Source organism: Lachnospira multipara LB2003, assembly GCF_000702205.1.
Classification (GTDB): Bacteria; Bacillota; Clostridia; order Lachnospirales; family Lachnospiraceae; genus Lachnospira; species Lachnospira multipara_A.
Genome location: NZ_JNKW01000001.1, coordinates 22,899 through 46,703, shown reverse-complemented (window position 1 = coordinate 46,703; position 23,805 = coordinate 22,899). Strand labels below are relative to the sequence as shown.

Below are 23,805 nucleotides of genomic sequence, written 5' to 3'. Positions count from 1 at the left end.
CTATCTAGTAATCTTGTCTATCATTTCTAGTAAAATAGAAACTCTATCATTCACACTCAAATCATCATATTCATCAAGTGTATCCTCAATAATATTCCTTAATACACTACCAGTTCCTTCGCTTGCATAAGAATAGTTTTTACTCCTCTGCTCACCATTCTTGTCAAAGAAAGTAAGTGTGTACTCACCAGATGCATCACCATCTTTTATAGATTCAATCTCTTGTTTTAGACTAGATAATTCTTCTATAAATTCATCTAATGAACCGCTGTTCCAGTTTTCAACGTATACGTTAGTAACAGCTTTTACTACTTTCAACGCAACCTGTGCGTTATTATATGAATCAAGGTTTGCAATACATGACATAAAATTAGTTATTCTTCCGTCATATAATCCCTGCTTAGCAGAAACACTTTGTTTCTCATACCACTCCCGTAAATCATGATAGAGTTTGTCTTTTCCAGGCTTTGTACCCCATATCTTAAAGATAGCAGCTACAATTGCATTCTCGATTTTATGAAAATAATCTTCAAAATCATCTACTCGATTATCAATAATATCAAATGTATCTAACAGTGAAGATGTTCCAAACTCGTTAGGGAATGTGACAAATAACATCTCAAACGGATTAAACTCAACCGTTTGCATAGCTTTTCTGATCACCTTCATTTGTGCAACAACTGTTTCCTTATCTTCGTACTTTTCGATATCTACCAGATTTCTTGTTGCCTGAGGTAAAGCTCTAAACCATCTTTGCATACAAATCACAATATCTTTAATTCGATTTGAAGAAAGATTTCTGTTTTCACTAATCCTAAACTCAGAATTTAACTCGTTTAAATACTTCTCCTTCTCAATATCCTCCTTGGAAACATACACAGCGTAATCTTCTGCGTTTTCGCACATATTAACAATAATATCTGCACTAATCTGAACTTCCTGATCAGCAAAATATATAATAATATCTTCCTGTCTTTCAGCAAGAACATGCGCAAAATAAATTGGAATTACGCCAAGTCTCATTCCATATGGTTTAGCAACTAACTCATTTATTAAGTTGCCAAAAGGAACCTTCTTGTCACAGCAAGTATCAATATAGGCATTCATCCTATCCAAGATTTTCTGAAGTCTATCATTGTTTCCTGCTAATAACTCATTCTTCACAAATAAAGAACGATATATTGTAGCTTCCTGATTAAAGCCTTCGCCATATTCTTCATTACATTTATGTTGAAGAATCGTATCAATAATGTTTACTCTCGCCTTCTTAGTCTGTCCTGTAGTGATAAATTGTCTATTAACCATTTCATTATTGATAATTGGTGTTTCGCTATAAACTTCATCACAACAATCACTAACTGCCCTTTCGACAGAGCTTTCCTTAACCGTTTTTCCACCCACAAAACTATATCTAAATACCTTTGATCCTGACTCATCATCATATATATCTTGTAATACATTTTCAATCTCTACCGTTAAATCTTCTAGCATCAATGGTAATTCGCGCTTAAGGACAGCATTATTATTTGTGAACACCTGATTTGACTTAAGCTCTTGAACAATTTCATAGTCCTTTAATCTCTTTTTTATCTGCAGCTTAAGTTTTTCTTTAGGACACACAACAATTAATCTATCATCTGCCAAGTCTACCAAATGCTTTTTAATTTGCTCTTGCTTAACAGTCTCAAAGCTAAAAAGAGTGATAACCTTTCCATCACCTTTCATTCCGCTCAATAGCGCATCGGCACTATTGATATTCATAAAGTCCTCTACAAGCATATATTCATTTTCAAAATATCTTGTCATGCAATGAAGGGCATTATATTTTCTAGGCGCAATATAATAATTACCTGTAATTGTTAATAACGCTTTTGCATAATTAACATTATCTCCCTTTAATTCTCTTTGCTTATTAAGCTCTGATTTTAATTCTGAACCAGCTTTAGTTTTAAAAGCATAAGTGTTGTTTGCGTTCTTTCTATAAATGAAATTGCTAGCTGCTAAATCATCAATAATCTGAGCACAACCAGGGACATCAACACAAAGTGGAATATAGGTACGTGTAGCTGGCAATTCATCTTCCTTATTTGCTATAAGAATAATTGCAAGTGCCTTTACTACCTTTTTCTGATTATCAGATTCGCATCTTTCTAGTACATATTCTGCGCTAAGCCAAATATTATGAATAAACTCATTTGTAACATCTTTTTTGAACAATGGTGCAAAATAATCGTAAATCAAATCTGCGCCAGCACTCCATCCGTCGCTTTCATCATGATTCTCTACAAAACGTAATAAACTATTTGGCTCATCATTAGAAATAAATGTAAACAAAGTTCTTTCATTCTGAGCCACTTTCTCACTAATATTCAGCAATAAGTACGATGCAATCGGATTAAGTGGATAACAGCCCTTTAAAACAATATTTTCAAAATCTTTTCTTGGAAAATTGCTTTTAAATGCTGGAAGTTGATAGTACTTATCTAAAGCCTCATTATCTACGAAATTATGAACGTGCTCAATGTTCTGTAAATCATCATCCTTTTTTATAATTGCATTTCTAATCAGCTCATAATTATTCTTAGATGAAGTAACAAAATACTTTTCTACAATACGTCCTTCAATTCCGGTAAATGAGTTAATAGTATCGATTGATAAATACTTTCCATATTCTTTGATACTCTTATGTGCCACCATAGTGAAGAATAAAGGTGCATTCTTCGACTCTGTTGCCAGCTCACATACATCCTGTATTAACTTCATATTAGAGCCAGCAGCTGAACCATCCTGGCTCTCAATGAATTTACTAAACTCATCAAAAATGATATAGATACCACTGTATTTATGATCTTCTACTAGTTTTTCACTAATCCCCTTATATAAAGGCAAAACATCAGAAACAGCCATTGGATTAAATTTGCTACCAGCGGTTACCTTCGGATAAATAGCTTTGAATGTATCAAGTGCCTCATTTGAGCATAACTTAAGATTAGTAAGCAAGTCATTAATCATCATTCCTGACTTCGTTACTTCCTTTTCAAAAATAGCATATGTATCCTTGTAATTATTCTTCCAATCTTCAATACGCTCAATTGCTATTGTGTAATAAGTCTCTGGTGCTAATCCCGCTAATGACTTATCTCTTTTAATAGCTTCATTAAGACCGTATAAAAACGCCTGATTCAAATCACCTGTAGAACCTGAGATAAGAACTGGCAAGTACTTTTCTTTGTTCCACATAGTCATAATTAAATCAGCGACTTCATTACCAACTTCATCTACTTTTTTTATTTTTTTTACTAACTCATCGATTATCTTCTTATTCTCTGGTGTTCTATCCAGCGAAATAATAGCAGTCAAAACCAATAAAAGATGAGACTTTCCTTTACCATATGGTCCAACAAATAGAGTTGCTTGTTCTTTGTTACATAATATACTCTCCAAATAATCACCTATAACACATATAGATGATTTTGTAGGAATATAGCCCAATACCTTTTCAGGCTTATTTAAACTCAAATATAAATTTACAGCAGACTTAAAACTGCTATTAAATTCTATGATATCTTTAAGAGATTGTATTTTTTTCATCCCATCACCCTTTTATTTATTTTCATAATACTCTTTCAAAATTGCATCAGAGTCTAATTCTTTCATTGGATAAATAACATCCAATCCAGCAGTTCTATCCACCTTTATATATCCTGCAGCATCTAATTTATCTAAATAATCATTTACAGCAACACTTGAAAGATTATAAATTCTGCGAAGTCCTTTTTCTCCATTTATCAATGCATCAATTGATAAACTATCCTCACCACATAACATAGAAGCTATTTCATATAACACTATCAATTCACTAAAATGCTTGGCTGAAGGATGTACTTTTGAATACTTGCCCCCAGAATTTTTTACCAATGCAAGTTGGCTAAACGGAGAAATACTCTTGTCCTCTGGATCATCATTTTCCTTACGTTTGCTATACATATTCAACAATACGTCAACATCACTCTCCAAAGACTTTTCTGAAACCTTTTTTTGGGGAGCATATTTAGATATCTCTCTATACAAAATGCTCTTAATCTGTGATTTATCTAAATCATCAGCGTCACATCGATTAAAATACATATACCAAGATGTTGCATTATGAATATCTTTAGATATTTTAGAATGCATTATCCATAAAGAAAATGTATCTTCAATATATCTATCATACTCAGCCACCAGTTTACCAAATGTAGATAATTCCGTACCATTATCATTAGTTAATCCGAATACTCTCATCCAATAACGCAAAGACTTAACCATGTTGTTACCTAATCCGAAAATTTCTGCTGCATTTTTCTCCAGAAATACATTGTCATATTTAGGATTTTCAACTTCGTTTAGTCCTTTAGCAAGCCATCCTTCTCGAATAGCGAACTTTTCATGACCCTGTAACCTAATTGAATTTTCATTAGCCATTTTTATGTCCTCTTTATTCCTAATACTTTTCTCATGTAACATCCTGCATTAAAATGTCCAACACATTCTGTACATCGCTTACACTTATCACTATCAATTGTATAAGTGATTTTACCTGTGCCATCATCCTTAACACTAATGGCATCATATTTACATACACTCTCACACGCTTTACAGCCCAAACACATCTGGTACTTTGTAAGTTGACACTGAATCTTTCCTTCTGCCGCAGTAAGTGTTTTTGCCTTTGCGATATGAATATCTTTTATAGTAACTTTAAGCCTTGTACTTCCGACTCTTCCTTGTAAAACAAGCACAACCTTTCCAGCCTTATTTAAAATATAGACTTCTCCTAAACGCTTATTTCCAAGTTCCTTGTTTATGTATCCAAACGGCTTAAATAATTCGTATAACTCTTCTGTAATAGGGCGCTGTAAATCATAATTAAAAGCATTTTCATCTGTAGCACATGGTTCAAATGAAACGATAGAAGTTTGTGCTGCAGCTAACCCATTACCACCTTGTCTCGCTTTCCATCCACCTTCATCAACATAATCTTCTGGATCCGGCTTACCAATTTGTTTAGCAAAATCCACAAGCAAATTATGCCAATGAACATATTGATCATACATATGAACTTTTGATAAGAACTCTGACCATCCACCATTATTTGGACAACACCAGCATCCAACTCTTGTCCATCCAAGTCGATATGCTTCATTAAAGTCAATTCCTGTAGTCAAAATATAGAGCCATACATCAAAATCAATCCAATCTATAATTGGAGAAGCAACTGTCTGCTTCGAAATCTTTGGGCTCTCACTTTCTCTTTCATACTTGCTTCTGCTTGCTGATTCATTATGTCTAATACCTTGAAAACTCAAGATGTTATTCTTATCTTTAAATGCAGACGCAATTGTTTTTTGAATCGCACCGGTTTTAAATACGGTACAACACCACCTCATAACACGGCTAGGCGGTCCAACGACTTCACATAATTCTTCAAAGTTCTTTTCACGATTCTTTGCTGTAAGAATCCTTACACCACTAGATTCTTCATTTCTATTAAAGCGTTTTTTATACTCTAATGTATAAGGAAACTCTAATGTCGTATCTCCAAAAACATGAAGTACCTTATTTGTTCCCAATGCTCTATTAACGATATGTGATGTAACTGTTGAATCCTTACCCCCGCTGAATGATACCATCATATCTTCGATTTCATATCGTTCCTTATAACTCTGAACAAAGCTAACAGCTTCTTCAGTTATAAAGTTATATCTGTCTTTATTTGCTTCAATAAATCTTTCCTTGAACACATCAAAGTATTCATACAAAATACTACCAGCAACATCATCATACTTCTGCTTGAATGTCTTAATCTCATCAATATGAAGCTTATTAATTTTACTAACCGCAAGTTTTACCTTTTTACCATTAATAATATAAGCATTGCTTCCATACCAAACAGAATCCTTTTGAAAAGCAAATGGATCATCCTTAAGAATAATTGATATCAAACAGTTTTCTTCCGGAAACACTGGTCTAATATCTGTTGCAATATACTTCCCCTCATTGCCACATACGGGACATGAATTTTCAAAAATAGGAATATTGCATTCATTGCACCAATATATTGTTGATGACATCTCGGTAGCATGGCCACAATTAGGCTTTATACATTTATCTCCCGTCATAGGAACCCTGCACTTAGGGCATATTCTTTCAATCATATAACCACCAATCTATTTTTAATCTGACTTCACAGCATCGCAAATATCACATATATTGCAATCAAAATATTCACATATCCTGAGAATGACAGACATTGAGACTTCTTGTCCCTTATTAAGTTTTGTCATCGTACCAGAAGCTATCTGCAGTTTCTCTCGAAAATCCTGCTTACTCATCTCTTTTTCAGCTAATAAAATCCATAATTTCTTATAACTAATTTTCATCTATAAACCTCTTTTTCAGACAAAACATGATACAACACATAATAAATTGTACCACAAATCAAAAAACTGCGCACCAAAAATGTGTGGTTTTTATTCAAGTTCTTGCGATTTTAATTCAACTGGATGAAAACTAGCTGATTTTTGATTTTATTAACTCAAGAGATCTAGGTCGCCACATTTGTCCCTCTCAAACATTTAATAAAATTACCAGTTTTTTCTTCTACTCTTTGCTTAATCAGTCAATAGAGATCTTCCTTCTCTACGTTAGGGCGCGTCTACGCAAAATCGCAAGCACTGCTTTTTTTCAAAACACTATCATCTACTCGTTGCTGCCACATCCCCAACCCCCTTGAACAAGCTAATCGCTTGACTACACAATTCTTACAAATTGCTTAATTTTGCTGTTGGACTTTTCTTCTGAAATAAAAAAGAGGGGAACCCATAGGTCTTAAACCTACAGATTCCCCAAATAAATTTCCGAGTGATATTGTGTTTTCTAATGCATCCATTTCCTTACAAACCATATCTCTGTTTTTCAATCCCAACGCTCGTTTTATCCGAATGCCCTGATAACAGCATAGTCTCATCAGGCAAGGTAAATATCTTGTCAATTATGCTATCCTGAAGATTCTTAAAATTGCCACCTGGATATTTATAGTTGCCGATGCATCCTTTAAAGATCGTATCTCCTACAAAGGCAACCAGATCTCTTTCTGAATAAAAGATAATCGAATCCGTCGTGTGTCCCGGAGTGTATATAACCTTTAGCTTAAAATTCGGATTTGCTTCAAGTGAGAGAATATCACCATCATCGGCATACTTTACGCCCCCTATGATTATAGAGGAGCCACACTCGGCAGAAAGATTCATATAGCCATCAAGCAGATACTGATCTGCTCTTTTATGAGCAATAACCGGGATTCCAAGAGCAGCTCTGATTTCATTTACAGCCCCGGTGTGATCAAAATGACCGTGGGTAAGCAATATTTTTTCAATATTCCACCCCTTATCCGATATAAGTTTTAAAAGCCTTTTAGCTTCTGCGCCTGGATCAATCAAAAAACCGTGCTTTGTTTCATCATCAATATAGAAATAACAATTTTCATTAAAATAGCCTTTTACCGGAACTTCTACTATCATATCTTTATCCTATCCTGCAGCCATCTGGACCGCATGCCATTCCCTGTGACTCGTCTACTTTACTGCTTTCTTTTTCCATTGCTTTTAGTAGAGCTGACTTCATAATTTCAGCAGGCTGTGCTCCTTGCAAAGCGTAAGCGCCGATTATAAAGCATGGCACTGCATGGATTCCGTATCTGGCTGCTTCTCTTTCATCAAGAACTACCTCATCTTGATATTTATCTGAGTCTAAAACAGCCTTTACTTCAGCTGCATCAAAGCCGCAATCCACAGCAATACTTAACAATAAATCCCTGTTGGCAAGTTCCTTATTATCTGTAAAATATGCTGCATACAATCTCTCAGTCAGCTTTTCTGTCTGCTCTTTATCGCCCTTTTCCATGGCAAATTTAGTAAGTCTGTGAGCATCCATAGTATTGGTAAAAAGAGTTGTTGCGTATTTGAAGTCAATGCCCTCATCCCTTCCAAGCTGGGAAATATGTTCAATTGTATCTCCTGCCTCTTCCATAGAGATGCCATACTTCTTAGCAAATCTTGTCTGTGTATCACTTGTCGCATGTACTCCAGCATATGGATCAAGCTGAAATGCCTTCATTTCAAATTCAACTTCTTCATCCTTAAACTCTGGCATGTCTTTAATAACATTCTTAAGTCTTGTCTCTCCAATATAGCAATAAGGACATGCATAATCTGACCAATATGTAATCTTCATAATGATAGCCTCCTTAAATAGAACGTGTTTTATTTGTTTGTGATTGCAATTATATAGAACGTGTTCTATAATGTCAATAGGTCAAATCTAAAAAATTTATAAGCGAGGATTTTAATATGCCAAGAAAATGCGGTAGACCTGCAAAAGATACAAATAAGCAGGATTCAAAACAAAAAATCATAGATGCAACCATACGTCTTATCACAAAAAGCGGTGCAGACTCTGTAACTGTAAGAAATGTTTGTGCAGAAGCTGATTCATCAATAGGTACTTTTTATCATTACTTTAGAGATAAAGATGATCTTCTCATGTATTTTATCCAGGAGATACCATTTAAAGAATGTGAACTTAATAATAGCTTATCCCATCCAGCCAACAGAATTATTGAACTATATATGAAACTTGTAAACAGATACTTAGGTTTAGGCTTAGATTTCATGAAGAGCTTTTATTCTAGCACTAACTCATCACTCAGTTCCTATATGAGTGAAGTCGATGGAAAGTTCCTTGATGGCACTGTTATGGCAAGATGTGAGGATGAATTAAAAATCTTACAGAAAGCTGGATACATTAAAAAAAATGCAGACATCCACACTATGAGTGTAGACATCTGCACTATTGTTAAAGGCTGTATTTTTGAGTGGTGCTTATCAGATGGAAAAAGTGATATTGAAAAATCCATAGATCGTATAATCCACTCTTATTTCTTGCAATATGTATAGGTAAGCTTACAACTCTTGTAAAATGCTTGCAATATCACCATCAATACATATACTTCTATCTGCAATTTCCTCTGGGCAGTAGCTTTCGCCGAAATTCACGCAGGCATATACTGCATTTTCATTTGCCAAAGTCATCTGCCAGAAGGGATACTTTATTATTACAGGCGTATTAGCGCCTACTCCCAGCTCAAGATAAAGAACATGGAGATTCTCATGTCTACGAATAAAATCAGAATATGCCGCAGATGCCCTATGCCACCCTTCATCTTCAACAAACGAGTCATCCGCTCTCAAATTCGTAGTCATATCAGAGCCGTCATCAGGGCACTTTGGAATCATTTCAGAAGGAATTTCCATATTGATTTTTCCATCCTCTGGCAATTGAAATACGCCGGCTTCATCCTGAATGAAACCCTGTGCTTCCATAGCTTTCATTACCCACTCTTCATTATCAAAGGTTTTCTGAATAGCGGGATTCACGCTCTGAAACAATCCAAAATCACCCTGAGTATAGAACAGTCTTTTTTTATCAAATCCTGCCTTCTGAAACTGGTGATCTACATTTGTTGTGATAACGAAATAATCTTTTTCTTTAACCAACTCCAACAACATTTCATATACAGGCTTTTGGGCTTTCATATAGCGGTTGATATAAATATTTCTCGCCCAGTACGCCCATGAAATCTCAGGTTCTAACCTCATCACATAAAAGCCGCCCGAATACATATCATGAAATCCATACTTCTCTTCAAAGTCGAAAAAATATTTTTGAAAACGCTCGCCACTGTAAGTAAACCCTGCTGATGTTGATAGTCCCGCACCCGCACCAATGACAATGGCATCTGCTTCCTTGATTTCTTTTTTCAGGCGGCTTTCTTGTTCTTCTTTGCTTCCCTTACCATAGGACATGCTTCCACTAAAGTATCTCACAGCATTCATGTCTCCACTCCGTTCCGGTCCGCGCTAAACGCATGTCCACCGGACATGCAGCGCCCTTTCTTTATAGTTTCCTGATAGCCGTTGGGCAAATCGTTATATAAGTTTTTCGTAAATGGCCTTATCTTCATCTTTGAAAACATTAAATATCACCCTTTCTACCTTGCCAGGATTTTCACGGAGCCACTCTGATACAGTCTTAACCGCAATCTCAGCAGCTTTTTTGTTTGGAAAATGAAAAACTCCCGTTGAAATACAGCAAAAAGCAACGCTCTTCAAATCATTTTCAGCACACATATCCAAAGTGTTTCTATAGCAGTTCTCCAAATCCTTTTCCAATTCAGGAGTAAGGCGGTACTGTACAATTGGTCCTACTATATGAATAACTTTCTTTGCCGGAAGATTATACGCTTCAGTGAGCATCGGAACGGCAGTGGGCTGCTCATAATCTCTTCCATATCTGATTCGAAGTTCATTCATCTTCCTGTTGCACTCGGCTCTCAGCTGCACTCCTGCAAAAGTATGGATACAGTTATCTATGCAAGTATGCATCGGAACAAAACAACCGAGCATCTGCGAATTAGCGGCATTAACAATAGCATCCACCGAAAGTCTTGTGATATCTCCCTGCCAGATGGAAAGTCCATCCCTAATAACCGGGATGTCTGATAGGTTCACCACACCTTTTTCAGCCGCTCTCTCTGTCAGATATTCATCCTGTACTTTCATTACCTCAGAGGACAATTCTCTTGGCATACGGATGTTCATAAGCGACCTTAAGATTCGTCTCTTATCTTCCCTACTATTTGGAGTCTGTAAATCCTTATATTCATCTGAATCTGCCTTGAACTCTTCTACAAGATAATCAAGACGTTCGTCCTGTGTTCTATTCTTTTGCATAGCTTTCATCTCCTAACTACTGCCCCGGCAGGACAGGTATTCAAACAATTACCACAGTGCAGACAATGTTCCTGCTCTATGACATAAAAAAGACCCTGAAGTATATACCTCAGAGTCTCATTATTAAGCTTCTTATTAAGCTTCTTTTGCCAAAAGTTCCTGCATTCCGGATCTTAAATCGTTAAGTGTGTATTTTTTCATCTCTGATTCCATCGCTTCCTGGATGCTTTTCAACTTATCATCCAATAGCGAATGGATATTCCTACCAACAGGGCACTCTGGATTGGGTGCTTCATGAAATCTGAATAGATTTCCATCCTCCAAAGGTTCTATTGCCTGATACACATCATAAAAAGTTATGTCTTTAAGATCTCTTGTAAGCTCTATTCCGCCTGTTCCTCTGATAACATTTATTAACCCTGCGTTCTTAAGCTGAGTAAGTATCTTTCTAATGATGACAGGATTTGTATTTATACTGGCTGCAAGAAAATCGCTCGTTACCTTGTGTTCATCTTTAAATGTATCCACACATGTAAAAATGTGAAGTGCAACCGTAAATCTACTTGATATCTGCATTTTAAATCTCTCCATTCCATTTCGGAAGGCGCGAAACATCGTACAACGAAGGTTTACGCCCTCCTGTCATCATTTTACTTCATGGCAAATGTAATTGCAACGGTTACATCTATTTTTTTCAAAAAATTGTTTTCAGTAGAACTCCAATCTCTAATCGACATTTTTGCAGATTCCGCATTTTTGTTCAATACGGATCAATTTGTGCCGACAGTGTTGGCACAATCACATCTATCAAAGAGTTACATTACATAATTCATTTCCTGAGTCTCTAGGTTACTGACCAGATTGCCCGAATCAAAGAAAAAGTCTGGAAAAAGATTAGATTTCCGATTTTGAAAAATTTCAATAAATTTACAACTAATCCAAATCACACAAAAAGCTGTCAAAAAGGCAACAAATTCTTGCCTTTTCACGGTTTTGAAAAATTAAAATTGCCCATATAAGTAAAATAAGGGTGAAAAAGATGAAAAGCACAGAAGAAATCTTGAGATTTGTTGCCCTACAGGAGAAATCTTTCTTCATATAGGCAATAGCCCCATTTTATATGCCACCTAAAATTTTTTATCCTACTATATGTAATTTTTCTTTTCCATAAAAAGTACATTAATCCCAAACTTCCCCAAAAAGAGGCTTGTACCCCGACCGAGTATAGTTTGTCATAACCCCCACCTACGCTATTACTGTAGCAATCATATAATGATTGCTATGTAGGAGCCGCCCATAGCCGCCAGGCTATTCTCATGGCGGACTCTTCCCCAACGCCTAGATATGGGGGATTTCTCCGACTGAGTTAAAACTTTCCGTTCTCATTAGCCCATGTAGACTTATCAGCTAATGTCTCCATTACATCCCAGTGCTCTGCGATAAATCCGTTCTCAACACGGAAAAGATCATAGTAAGTTGTAGCTACACCGCCAAAGCTTCCTTCTGAGCAGGCAAGTGCATAATCTCCATCTGCAAGAATCATATGAGTCTTGTTATAAACCATTGAGATTCCCTGCTTAGCCATAGCTTCAAGTGCAGCTCCAAGACCTGAAAGACCATCTGCAATTGAAGTATTATGCTGAATATATTTATCTTCATCGTAGTAAGAAGTGAGCTTGTCAGGATTCTCCCCACGAAGTACATCGCCTACAAATCCAGCTACAACCTTACGTGTCTCTTCCTTATCTACATCTTTCTTCTCAAGAGTTCCATCAATCTGAGTATGTCCTGATGGATTAGGAGCTGCCTTGTCTGCTAAATTATCCCAATGTTCTGCAATCTTACCGTCTGCATCGAATCGAAAAACATCGAATCCGACCTGCTCTCCTGCTCCTGCAAAATTATATACTGTCTGAAGGAAAACCTTATCTCCATCCTCAAATGCACGAATGTTATTAACTGTTGTTTTTACAGGTGCCTGTGCAAGTCCTTCAACTGCTGCCACAAATGCATCTACTCCTGTACCAAATACAAGGTTATGTGAATATAGCCAGGCGCAAGAAGTTCCTTTGCCTTTGCTGTATCTCCTGATACGAATATTCCGATGAGTGCTAATGCTTTTTCCTTATTTGTCATAATTATGTTCCTTTCCGGGCTCTGCCCTGCGAGGTAATTATCCTCGAATGTTAAAAAGTTCATCGATGTAACCGTTGTGGTTTCATCTGACATTGTTAATATAACATTGTTTTGATGTAATGTCAATGGTTACATCTATAATTTTTCAAAAAAATTTCCAGGTGCAGTTAAACACCTGGATTTAAAGCAAAACAAATATTCAATAATTGATAAGTCATTATATTCTAGCCAATACTTCTTTTAGCATACCAATTCCTTCCAATGTGAGCATTTTTTACTCAATCATTTTTCTTAGTATCTTTGCCTTTACGGCTGTAGCACTTTTAATCATAATAATACCTCTGCATATTGTCTCACCTTATCTGAAATCCCCATAATCTCCGAATATTTCATAAGGTTATGAATATTTTTATCACCATCAGTAAAATAAGATGTCAAAGCCATTTGAAATACTTGAATATCCATCTTATTTTTATTCTTGATAATATCGCAAATACAACGTTCTCTGTCATAAATTCGTACTGTATTTCCTGTGAATGTCTGTGCATGCGTTAATCCAAGTTCTAACCACTCTGATCTTACCGTATGAACTACAACGCCATTATCTTTTAGATGTTTCGCATTATATCCTCTCCCGACAGTAATGACCGGCGAAAAAGGTTCTCTATCAGAAAGATTATGCATGTACAAAGCGGACTCATGTGAAAAAATAATTTTCCTGTTACGAAGCTGCAATAAATACATTCTATCTTCCCAAGCATCAGACGAAATATATACACCAGGTGCTAGTTTTTCCATTTCATTTTTACGAATATACTCCATAACAGTATACTTTGATACTCCTTCATTTTGCGCATCTATTAGTCGAATATATCCGTTCTGTTCTTCAAGTAGCTTATCAAGGATATTTTCTTCATCCATGCAATCAACCCCTTTCGCTACAATTTTAGAATCTAGTAGCGAGAAAGTCAATACTTTCTCGCTATATAATTATATTTTTGTAGCGAAAAAGTAAAAGTCCGTGAAACTTTCGAAAGGTTACATTACATAATTCATTTCCTGAACCTCTAGGTTACTGGCCAGATTGTAATCAGCTTCGCTGATGAAATTACTGACCGGATTGCCCAAATCAAAGAAAAAGTCTGGAAAAAGGTTAGATTTCTTAATTTGGGAAAGTTCAATATTTTTACAACTAATCCAAATCAAATAAAAAAGCCCCAAAAAGGCAACAAATTCTTGCCTTTTCAGGGTTTTGAAAAATTTGAATTGCCCATATAAGTAAAATAAGAGCGAAAAAGATGAAAAGCACAGAAGAAATTTTGAGATTTGTTGCCCTACATGGGAAATTTTTCTTCATAAAGGCAATAGCCCCAATTTATATGCCACCTTAAATTTTATATCCTACTATATGTAATTTTTCCTTTCCATAAAAATACATTAATCCCAAACTTTCCCCAAAAGAGTCCTACTAGCATATTTACTAACACCAAAACAAGCCCCCATGCGTCTATCTTCAGATTTTTTATCTGTATGACGCACCGGGGCTTTATCAGTTATATTTATTTTATCGGTTAAGGTAACCGTTTTCTCAATAATTTCGCTAACCCCGTCCCCCTGAGTCATCACAAAAAAATAGGCACTTCAATAGGTATCATCACATTTTATGAGGCACTTTCATGGTTATTCATCACATTTTATTTCATTCAAAAAAGCAGCTATCTCAATTTGAGATAACTGCTCTATGTTACGTACAATATTCAATTAGGTCGACAAACAGGAATTTGTACGATTAACTTCCGGTTTATTCTTCCATCAAGGATTATGTATTACATTTCTCTTTCCACTATTGGCAGTTCCTCTAACTTCTTCGTGATAAAAGTAATCTACGATTGTTGGATGTCCTTTCTCTACTCTCTCATACGGAGTTTCATTATCAACAAACCTGCAATCATACTTTTTAGCCAGCTCTTCTGCTTTCTTTTCCAGCGCTTCAAAATAGCTGCGATTCTTTTTGTTATAGATTTCGTCATACAGTGGCACCAGATCTGGATGTTTATCGGAAATGTATTTCATGATATCTGCCTTAAAACCTCCGCGAAGATTCAGATTCTCAAGCCATACAAGGTCACACTGATCTTTTGTCCTGTCTATGATTGCTTCTATATCCGTAATCCCCGGGAACACGGGTGAAATGAAGCAAATTGTACGAATGCCTGCCGCATATACCTCTTTCATTGCAGCAAGCCTTCTTTCTATGCTTACTGCCGCATCCATATCATCTTTAAACTCTTCATCGAGAGTATTGATTGACCATGATACTGTAAGTCTGCTATTTTCATTGATCTCTTTTAGCAGTTCCAGATCTCTTAGTACAAGGTCTGACTTTGTGCAGATAAGTATGTCCGCACCACTGTCCTTTAATTCTTCCAGAAGTCTTCTTGTATTTTTATATGTTTCCTCTAGCGGATTATAACCATCCGTAACTGTTCCAATGATCACCTTCTGGCCGGCATACTTCTTTGGATTCTTTATTTCAGGCCAGTCTTTCACATCCATGAAAGTTCCCCATTCCTCCGTATGCCCTGTAAAGCGTTTCATAAAAGATGCGTAACAGTATTTACAGGCATGGGGACACCCCACATAGGGATTCACCGAATATCCTCCAATAGGAGTATTCGATTTTGTCATTACACTTTTTGTTTCTATATGATTTACTTTGATTTCTGCTTGTTCCATATTCTCTGTTCCTCCAACACTTTGTTAAAAGCATCCGGCATTTCCTGTATCATTTTTTCTCCCATAATCGGAACAAGATCTTCTTTCCAGAATACAGGAATGTTCAGTTCATGAGCCTGTTCTGTCAATGAATAAACCCACCCGGGATCTGTTTTAACAGTCCTGCTCTTTGCACCTGTCATGGTTCCAACCACAATCCAGTCAATGCCTGTAAGATCAACCTTACCCGGATCATCGAACAAAGGCTCAAAGGTAACATGATATTTTTTTGCCTTCACATTGCTCCGCAGTGCATCAATACGCCATAACTCAGACTTTCTCGTAACTGTAACGCCAAACCATGCATTATCAAGATCTGTTTCAAAAGACAGAAGATCCGGTCGTTTGGTAAGAAAAAGAAACTGGTGCTGAGGATTCTCTGCTATCTTTTTAAAGACTTCCTCTCTCCATTCCTCATGCCAGCCCGAGAGATCGCTCATGCCGGTCAGCAGAAAATTCTGCGGTTTTTTCTTTTCCATCATACGAAGCTTGCCTTGAAAAAACTGTGGCTTTTCAAAATCATCTATGATGTGATAACGCCTCGTATTGTTTCTGGCATAGCAGTACGGACATCCAACAGTGCACCCTATAACAAGATTCATGTTCTGAATCTGATCTTTAATACAGATACTCATTTGTCACTCCATTCCTCAAGGTTTACCCTGATGCGGTTAAGATACTCTTCAAACTGAAGAATCTCTTTATCCGTAAAATCACGATAATAAATATTCCCCATCTCATTGGATACGGAGTCATAAGCTTCTTTAAGTTCTTTGGCTTTATCTGTGAGGAACAGAAGAGTTTTTCTCTTATCAGCTTCATCAGTTTTGCGGCTTATCAGTCCGTTTTTTTCCATCCGCTCAAGCATGGTTGTAAGTGAAGTAATTGCAAGTCCGCTTTTCTCGGAAATAATTTTAATAGGAACACCATCTTCCTGCCATAAGACATAAAGAATCCTTCCCTGAGCTCCGTTAAATGCATCAATGTTTTTTTCTGCCAGTATCCTTTCAAATATACGATCACCTAGCTGTTTTATTTTTGTAACAAGAAATCCACCATTTGTCTTCATAATTTAATACTCCTATATCGTAGTTTTATACTACGATATAGGAGTATTTTTGTCAAGCACACATATCATAACTTCCGATTTTCTGCTCTAAATTCCTAGAAGATGGAGCGTTATACTGAAATATAATTTGTCTCTAAGCTACTGACCGGATTGTAATCGGCTTCGCTGATGAGGTTGCTGGCCGGGTTGCTCAGGTTCATTTTCTGAACCTCTATGTTACTGGCCGGATTGCCCATGTTCATTTCCTGAGCCTCTAAGTTACTGGCCTGATTGCCCAGGTTCATTTCCTGAGCCTCTAGGTTACTGGTCGGATTGCCCGAATCAAGGAAAAAGTCTGGAAAAAGATTAGATTTCTTGATTTGGGAAAGTTCAATATTTTTACAACTAATCCAAATTACACAAAAAGCTGTCAAAAAGGCAACAAATTCTTGCCTCTTCGAGGTTTAAAAAAATTAGAATTGCCCATATAAGTAAAATATTGGCGAAAAAGATGAAAAGCACAGAAGAAATCTTGAGATTTGTTGCCCTACAAGCGAAATTTTTCTTCATAAAGGCAATAGCCCCCAAATGAGTCCTACTACCATATTTACCAACACACCAAAACAAGCCCCCATGCGTCTATCTTCAGATTTTTATCTGTATGACGCACCGGGGCTTTCTTATATTTTAATTTTTACTAACCCAAAATAGCAATCAAGTATAATTTAAAATTGACATATTAAATTCTATATTATGCTTATCTGCAACACACCTTAACTCTTCTAAATTGATTAACTCTTTTTTATATAGCTTTACAAATATATCAAATGCAGCTAATTGTATAGCTTTTTCTATGGCTTCTTTTGTAAATTTGATTTCACTTAGATTTTTTTGTTGTCGTTGATAGCTGCCTGTGCTGCTGCCAGTCTCGCAATTGGTACTCTAAATGGCGAACAGCTGACATAGTCTAAGCCGATTTCATTACAGAACTCTACTGATGATGGGTCACCACCATGCTCGCCACAAATTCCTACATGAAGTTTAGGATTTGCTGGGCGGCCAAGCTTAAGTGTCATTTCCATCAACTTACCAACGCCATCTCTATCAAGTCTAGCAAACGGATCATTTTCCAAAATCTTAGTGTCATAATAAGCAGATAAGAACTTACCTGCGTCATCTCTAGAAAAGCCATATGTCATCTGAGTTAAGTCATTAGTACCAAAGCAGAAGAAGTCAGCTTCCTTAGCGATTTCATCTGCTGTTAGGGCTGCACGAGGAATCTCGATCATAGTACCAACCTCGTAATTAAGGTCAATGCCTGCTGCCTTAATCTCCTCATCTGCCACCTTCACTACAATCTTCTTTACGAACTTAAATTCTTTAATATCACTAACAAGTGGAATCATAATTTCAGGAACAATTTTCCACTCAGGATGTTTCTTTGAAACATTAATTGCTGCACGAATTACAGCCTTAGTCTGCATCTTAGCGATTTCAGGATATGTAACTGAAAGTCTACAGCCTCTGTGACCCATCATTGGGTTAAATTCGTGTAATGAGTCAATCATAGCTTTGATTTCAGCAACTGTCTTTCCCTTAGCCTTAGCTAATTTTTCAATATCTGCTTCTTCTGTTGGAACAAATTCATGAAGAGGTGGATCAAGGAATCTAATTGTAACCGGATTACCCTCCAATGCCTCAAATAAGCCTTCAAAATCATTCTGCTGATATGGCAAAATCTTATCAAGTGCCTCTTCTCTTTCCTCTACAGAATCGGATACAATCATCTCTCTAAAGGCTGCAATTCTATCTTCTTCAAAAAACATATGCTCTGTTCTACAAAGTCCAATACCCTCAGCTCCAAGTTCACGAGCTTTCTTTGCATCTGCTGGTGTATCTGCATTTGTACGAACCTTAAGTCTTCTGTATTTATCAGCCCAATTCATAATTCTGCCAAATTCTCCAGCAATCTTAGCATCAACTGTCTTTATAACACCATCATAGATATTACCTGTGCTACCATCAATTGAGATATAATCTCCTTCAATAAATTCTTTACCTGCAAGGGTAAAACGCTTATTTTCTTCATCCATTGTTATATCGCCACATCCTGAAACGCAGCACTCGCCCATTCCACGAGCTACAACAGCTGCATGGCTTGTCATACCGCCACGAACTGTAAGGATTCCTTCTGCTGCCTTCATTCCTGTAATATCCTCTGGACTTGTCTCAAGTCTAACTAATACAACCTTTTCTCCTCTTTCTGCCCATTCAATTGCTGTTTCAGCATTAAATACAATCTTACCACAAGCAGCGCCTGGAGAAGCTCCAAGTCCCTTGCCAATTGGCGTTGCATTTTTAAGAGCATCCTTATCAAATTGTGGATGAAGAAGCGTATCTAGGTTTCTAGGATCAATCATAGCAACAGCCTCTTCCTCAGTTCTCATGCCCTCATCTACTAAATCACAAGCAATCTTTAAAGCTGCCTGTGCTGTTCTCTTACCATTTCTTGTCTGTAACATGTAGAGCTTTCCAGCCTCTACTGTAAATTCCATATCCTGCATGTCCTTGTAGTGATTTTCAAGGATTTCACACACTTCCTTAAATTGCTTAAAGGCTTCAGGGAATTTTTCTTCCATCTCACTAATATGCATAGGTGTACGAACACCAGCAACTACATCCTCGCCCTGTGCATTAGTTAAGAACTCACCAAACAAACCCTTAGCTCCTGTTGCTGGATCCCTTGTAAATGCAACACCTGTACCACAGTCATCGCCCATATTACCAAATGCCATGGACTGTACATTTACAGCAGTACCCCATGAGTAAGGAATATCATTATCCCTTCTATATACATTTGCTCTAGGATTATCCCAAGATCTAAACACAGCCTTAATTGCGCCAAATAACTGTTCTTTTGGATCATCTGGGAAGTCCTTACCTATCTTTGATTTATATTCTGATTTAAATTGACAAGCAAGTTCCTTTAAGTCATCGGCTGTTAAATCAACGTCTTGCTTAACCCCTCTCTTTTCCTTCATCTTGTCAATAAGCTCTTCGAAATATTTCTTACCAACTTCCATTACAACATCTGAATACATTTGAATAAATCTTCTATAACAGTCCCAAGCCCATCTTGGATTGTTAGACTTACGAGCAATTACCTCGACTACCTCCTCGTTAAGTCCAAGATTAAGTATTGTATCCATCATACCTGGCATTGAAGCTCTAGCACCAGAACGAACAGAAACAAGAAGCGGATTTTCCTTATCTCCAAATTTCTTGCCAGTTATCTCTTCCATCTTTAAGATATACTCTTCAATCTGGCCTCTGATTTCATCATTAATCTCTCTTCCATCTTCATAGTACTGAGTACAAGCCTCAGTAGTAATTGTAAAGCCCTGTGGTACTGGGAGACCAATATTAGTCATTTCAGCAAGATTTGCGCCCTTACCACCAAGAAGGTTTCTCATGTCGGCTCTACCTTCAGTGAATAAATAAACCCATTTCTTCATTTTTTACCTCCATCGTAAAAAGTCATTAAAAAAATCCCCTAAATTCGACTATTCCCCAATCTTTATAGTCTCCTCTGGGTTCATTTCAAATATAGTTATTAAATTGTCAATCAATTTATCTTTCATTAGTTTAACAAAAAATATGCTTAAATTCAACATCTTTCAGCAATAATATACATCTTTTTTAGAAAAAATAAGACTACTTTTTTTCATAAGTTATTTTCCCTATGTAAAAATTTGCCAAAGTCCCACATTTTTGATATAAGTAAGTAAGAATTAAAAAGGGTGGTGAATATGTTAGAGATGCCAAAGGATCCAGTAATGTTACTTAGCTATGTAAATACTCAATTAAGAGATAATTATAAAAGCCTTGATGATTTCTGCAAGGCCTTTGATATTAAAGAATCAGATTTAAAATATAAGCTTATGCTTATTGACTACGAATATGACATTAAGTCAAACCAATTCGTATAAATCTAATCTAAAGACTATTAGTCTTATTAAGACAAAAAGCTGAGGTTAACCATTTTGTACAGGTAATTACTTACCAAACTCATGGTCTACCTCAGCTTTTCTAGGCTATGCCCTAAAATGTTTCGATACAACCTCTAACCCTACCAGGTTTAAGTACAAGAAATTAAAAGATTCCGTACACAAAACATTTCCTTTAAATATACTATCGGCTTAATCCTCTTTCCCATTGAGTGCTATTTATCTAGGAAATAAGCACTACATTTTTCTTTTAGCTACAAGGCCACTTCCATCACATTCAATAACAATAGTATCTCCTGTGTTTAAGTCTCCTGCAAGAATTAACTTAGCAACTAAAGTCTCTACTGTCTTTTGAACATATCTCTTTAATGGTCTTGCACCAAACGCAGGATCATATCCATTATCTACAATAAAGTCCTTAGCATCCTCTCTTAATTCTATCTTTAGCTCCTTATCTGCAAGTCGCTTATTAAGGTCATCAATTAAGAGATTAACAATACCTGAAATATTATCCTTAGTTAAAGGCTTAAACATAATTATCTCATCAAGTCTATTAATAAACTCAGGTCTAAAGTGTGCATGAAGATCATTTGTTGCAAGCTGTCTTGCCTCATCCTTTATCTGTCCATTTTCATCAATTCCCTCAAGTAGATATTCTGAACCTATATTACTTGTCATAATAATAATTGTGTTCTTAAAATCTACTGTTCTACCAAGAGAATCTGTTACACGGCCATCATCAAGTACCTGTAAAAGAACGTTAAATACATCTGGATGTGCCTTCTCAACTTCATCAAATAATACAACTGAATAAGGCTTTCTTCTTACTGCCTCTGTTAGCTGGCCACCTTCTTCGTATCCAACATATCCTGGAGGCGCACCAATAAGTCTAGACACTGAATACTTCTCCATATACTCGGACATATCAAGTCTTACAATATTGCTTTCATCATCAAAAAGACTTTCTGCTAGAGCTTTAGCAAGTTCTGTCTTACCAACACCTGTAGGTCCTAGGAAAAGGAAAGAACCAATAGGCTTTGATGGATCCTTAATTCCTGCCTTAGATCTAATAATAGCCTCTGTTACCTTAGTTACACCTTCATCCTGACCAATAACTCTCTTATGAAGTTCTCTATCAAGATTAAGAGTCTTATTTCTTTCTGTTTCAGATAACTTAGCTACTGGAATTCCTGTCCAACGAGAAATAATCTTAGCAATTTCTTCCTCAGTTACTGACTCATGTACAAGGCTTAAGTCTCTCTCAGATAGCTTCTTTTCGGCTTCTTCAAGTCTTGCCTTTACTTCTGGTAATTTACCATATTGTAATTTAGCAGCTCTCTCTAAGTCGTAATCACGCTGTGCTGCCTGTAATTCCTTATTAACCTCTTCTAACTCTTCCTTAATCTTGCTTACAGAATCCACAGAAACTTTTTCAGCATCCCATTTAGCCTTCTTAGCATTAAATTCATCACGAAGACTTGCAAGTTCCTCCTGAAGACTAGCTAACCTATCCATACTAAGTCTATCTGTTTCCTTCTTAAGGGCAGCCTCCTCAATTTCAAGCTGCATAACCTTACGCTTAAGTTCATCTAGTTCTGCTGGCATTGAATCAAGCTCAGTCTTTATCATAGCGCAGGCCTCATCCACAAGGTCAATAGCCTTATCTGGTAGGAATCTTTCACTAATATATCTATTAGAAAGCACTGCAGCAGATACTAGGGCACCATCTGTAATCTTAACTCCGTGGAATACTTCATATCTGTCCTTAAGTCCACGTAGTATTGAAATTGTATCTTCTACTGTTGGTTCATCTACCATTACAGGTTGGAATCTACGCTCTAGAGCAGGATCTTTTTCAATGTATTCTCTGTGTTCATCAAGTGTTGTCGCACCAATGCAATGCAACTCGCCTCTAGCAAGCATTGGTTTTAACATGTTACCTGCATCCATTGACCCTTCCGTCTTACCAGCGCCAACAATTGTGTGAATCTCATCAATGAAAAGAACTATCTCACCGTCTGAGTTCTTAACCTCATCAAGTACAGCCTTTAATCTCTCTTCAAATTCACCTCTATACTTAGCACCTGCAACAAGTGCTCCCATATCAAGAGCAAATATTTTCTTATTCTTTAGAGCCTCTGGCACATCTCCTGCCACAATTCGCTGAGCAAGTCCTTCAACAACCGCTGTCTTACCTACACCAGGCTCACCAATAAGAACTGGATTATTCTTAGTTTTTCTACTAAGAATTCTAATTACATTTCTAATTTCATTATCTCTACCAATAACTGGATCAAGCTTTCCATCAGCTGCTGCCTGAACTAAATCCCTAGCATACTTAGAAAGTGTATCGTAAGTTGCCTCTGGATTATCTGTTGTAACGCTTTGATTTCCGCGCACACTTGCAAGAACTGAAAGGAAAGAATCTCTAGTAATTCCATATGTCTTAAAAAGCGCCTTTAATCCCTTATTAGCATGTTTAATTAATGATAAAAATATATGCTCTACAGATACATAAGAATCCCCCATCTTCTTGGCTTCATCCTCTGCATTTATAAGCGCTTTATTAAGGTCACCACTCATGTATAACTGAACATTTCCTGATACCTTAGTCTTTCCTTTAAGCAAATCTTCAATGGCCGATAAAAATCCAGCCTTATCTATTCCCATCTTCTCAATCAAGTTACTAATAAGGCTATCTTCTACTGTCATTAAGCAGTAAAGTAAATGTTCCTGATCAATTTCCTGATTGGAATATTCGTAAGCTAACTTCTCGCAATTATTAATACTTTCAATTGACTTTTGAGTAAACTTATTTATATTCATACGCGCTCCTCCTTTTCATAATTTCGTAATCAGTAAAACTATAAATTGTGTCTTGCTTCCTACCAATTGTGTTATAACATTCGTTGTTAGCACTGTCAAGTGTCGAGTGCTAATTTATTATTTTTTTATAATTAACATAAAAAATGCAGTCTAGAACATTACTTGTAAATGTCCCAAACTG

General features: G+C 36.5%; 21 protein-coding genes. 2 read left to right on the top strand and 19 right to left on the bottom strand.

The features are described from left to right. The 6 genes from T537_RS0100185 to T537_RS0100160 form a co-directional block, all read right to left on the bottom strand. Complete coding sequence (locus T537_RS0100185; protein WP_031555380.1) at window positions 1-3,591, bottom strand: hypothetical protein; 3,591 nt, start codon at window positions 3,589-3,591, stop codon at window positions 1-3. 12 nt (window positions 3,592-3,603) lie between these two features. Then, on the bottom strand, window positions 3,604-4,464 hold the full coding sequence (locus T537_RS0100180; protein WP_031555378.1) for a DUF4007 family protein: 861 nt from the start codon (window positions 4,462-4,464) through the stop codon (window positions 3,604-3,606). 2 nt (window positions 4,465-4,466) lie between these two features. Continuing rightward, a complete protein-coding gene (locus tag T537_RS0100175) occupies window positions 4,467-6,197 on the bottom strand; it encodes a phosphoadenosine phosphosulfate reductase domain-containing protein (protein WP_031555377.1) in 1,731 nt (576 codons plus the stop codon). Window positions 6,198-6,215: 18 nt separating this feature from the next. Beyond that, window positions 6,216-6,422, bottom strand: a complete 207-nt coding sequence (locus T537_RS0100170; RefSeq protein WP_031555374.1) for a helix-turn-helix domain-containing protein — start codon at window positions 6,420-6,422, stop codon at window positions 6,216-6,218. Between the two features lie 513 nt (window positions 6,423-6,935). Beyond that, entirely contained in the window at window positions 6,936-7,562 is a 627-nt protein-coding gene (locus tag T537_RS0100165; RefSeq protein WP_031555372.1) for an MBL fold metallo-hydrolase, read from the bottom strand. Window positions 7,563-7,566: 4 nt separating this feature from the next. Beyond that, entirely contained in the window at window positions 7,567-8,274 is a 708-nt protein-coding gene (locus tag T537_RS0100160) for a DsbA family oxidoreductase (RefSeq protein ID WP_031555369.1), read from the bottom strand. A 116-nt stretch (window positions 8,275-8,390) separates the two neighbouring features. Here T537_RS0100160 and T537_RS0100155 point away from each other — a divergent pair, with 116 nt between their 5' ends. Beyond that, on the top strand, window positions 8,391-8,996 hold the full coding sequence (locus T537_RS0100155) for a TetR/AcrR family transcriptional regulator (protein ID WP_031555368.1): 606 nt from the start codon (window positions 8,391-8,393) through the stop codon (window positions 8,994-8,996). A 6-nt stretch (window positions 8,997-9,002) separates the two neighbouring features. On the opposite strand, the gene T537_RS0100150 is transcribed toward T537_RS0100155, so the two are convergent. From T537_RS0100150 to ppdK, 12 genes are all read right to left on the bottom strand, one after another. Continuing rightward, window positions 9,003-9,935, bottom strand: coding sequence for an SIR2 family NAD-dependent protein deacylase (locus T537_RS0100150; RefSeq protein ID WP_031555365.1), 933 nt, complete (start codon window positions 9,933-9,935; stop codon window positions 9,003-9,005). A 93-nt stretch (window positions 9,936-10,028) separates the two neighbouring features. Continuing rightward, window positions 10,029-10,832, bottom strand: a complete 804-nt coding sequence (locus T537_RS0100145) for a protein-ADP-ribose hydrolase (RefSeq protein ID WP_031555363.1) — start codon at window positions 10,830-10,832, stop codon at window positions 10,029-10,031. Window positions 10,833-10,837: 5 nt separating this feature from the next. Then, a complete protein-coding gene (locus tag T537_RS13205) occupies window positions 10,838-10,936 on the bottom strand; it encodes a 4Fe-4S binding protein (protein WP_278244456.1) in 99 nt (32 codons plus the stop codon). A gap of 31 nt (window positions 10,937-10,967) precedes the next feature. Beyond that, window positions 10,968-11,408: an Rrf2 family transcriptional regulator gene (locus T537_RS0100140; protein ID WP_027430470.1), complete on the bottom strand. Its 441-nt coding sequence runs from the start codon at window positions 11,406-11,408 to the stop codon at window positions 10,968-10,970. Between the two features lie 790 nt (window positions 11,409-12,198). Beyond that, on the bottom strand, window positions 12,199-12,837 hold the full coding sequence (locus T537_RS11845; RefSeq protein ID WP_242839140.1) for a nuclear transport factor 2 family protein: 639 nt from the start codon (window positions 12,835-12,837) through the stop codon (window positions 12,199-12,201). Window positions 12,838-12,845: 8 nt separating this feature from the next. After that, on the bottom strand, window positions 12,846-13,061 hold the full coding sequence (locus T537_RS13015) for a hypothetical protein (protein WP_242839139.1): 216 nt from the start codon (window positions 13,059-13,061) through the stop codon (window positions 12,846-12,848). Window positions 13,062-13,295: 234 nt separating this feature from the next. Continuing rightward, the gene (locus T537_RS0100130; protein ID WP_242839138.1) at window positions 13,296-13,940 is read right to left on the bottom strand and encodes a type IV toxin-antitoxin system AbiEi family antitoxin domain-containing protein; all 645 of its coding nucleotides are present in this window, start codon (window positions 13,938-13,940) and stop codon (window positions 13,296-13,298) included. 840 nt (window positions 13,941-14,780) lie between these two features. Beyond that, the gene (locus T537_RS0100120) at window positions 14,781-15,704 is read right to left on the bottom strand and encodes a radical SAM mobile pair protein B (RefSeq protein ID WP_031555351.1); all 924 of its coding nucleotides are present in this window, start codon (window positions 15,702-15,704) and stop codon (window positions 14,781-14,783) included. Continuing rightward, entirely contained in the window at window positions 15,680-16,378 is a 699-nt protein-coding gene (locus T537_RS0100115; RefSeq protein WP_031555349.1) for a radical SAM mobile pair protein A, read from the bottom strand. Before T537_RS0100115 ends, T537_RS0100120 begins: the two co-directional genes overlap by 25 nt. Beyond that, a complete protein-coding gene (locus tag T537_RS0100110) occupies window positions 16,375-16,812 on the bottom strand; it encodes a radical SAM mobile pair system MarR family transcriptional regulator (RefSeq protein WP_013282512.1) in 438 nt (145 codons plus the stop codon). Before T537_RS0100110 ends, T537_RS0100115 begins: the two co-directional genes overlap by 4 nt. Before the next feature lie 110 nt (window positions 16,813-16,922). After that, window positions 16,923-17,096, bottom strand: coding sequence for a hypothetical protein (locus T537_RS12765; protein ID WP_155895213.1), 174 nt, complete (start codon window positions 17,094-17,096; stop codon window positions 16,923-16,925). 576 nt (window positions 17,097-17,672) lie between these two features. After that, entirely contained in the window at window positions 17,673-20,306 is a 2,634-nt protein-coding gene (ppdK, locus tag T537_RS0100100; protein WP_031555343.1) for a pyruvate, phosphate dikinase, read from the bottom strand. 294 nt (window positions 20,307-20,600) lie between these two features. Between ppdK and T537_RS0100095 the strand changes: the two genes are divergently transcribed. Beyond that, window positions 20,601-20,780 (top strand): DUF4250 domain-containing protein, encoded by a 180-nt coding sequence (locus tag T537_RS0100095; RefSeq protein ID WP_031555340.1) that lies wholly within the window; start codon window positions 20,601-20,603, stop codon window positions 20,778-20,780. 255 nt (window positions 20,781-21,035) lie between these two features. Here T537_RS0100095 and clpB read toward each other — a convergent pair whose 3' ends face one another. Then, a complete protein-coding gene (clpB, locus tag T537_RS0100090; RefSeq protein WP_031555338.1) occupies window positions 21,036-23,624 on the bottom strand; it encodes an ATP-dependent chaperone ClpB in 2,589 nt (862 codons plus the stop codon). Window positions 23,625-23,805 lie beyond the last annotated feature (181 nt).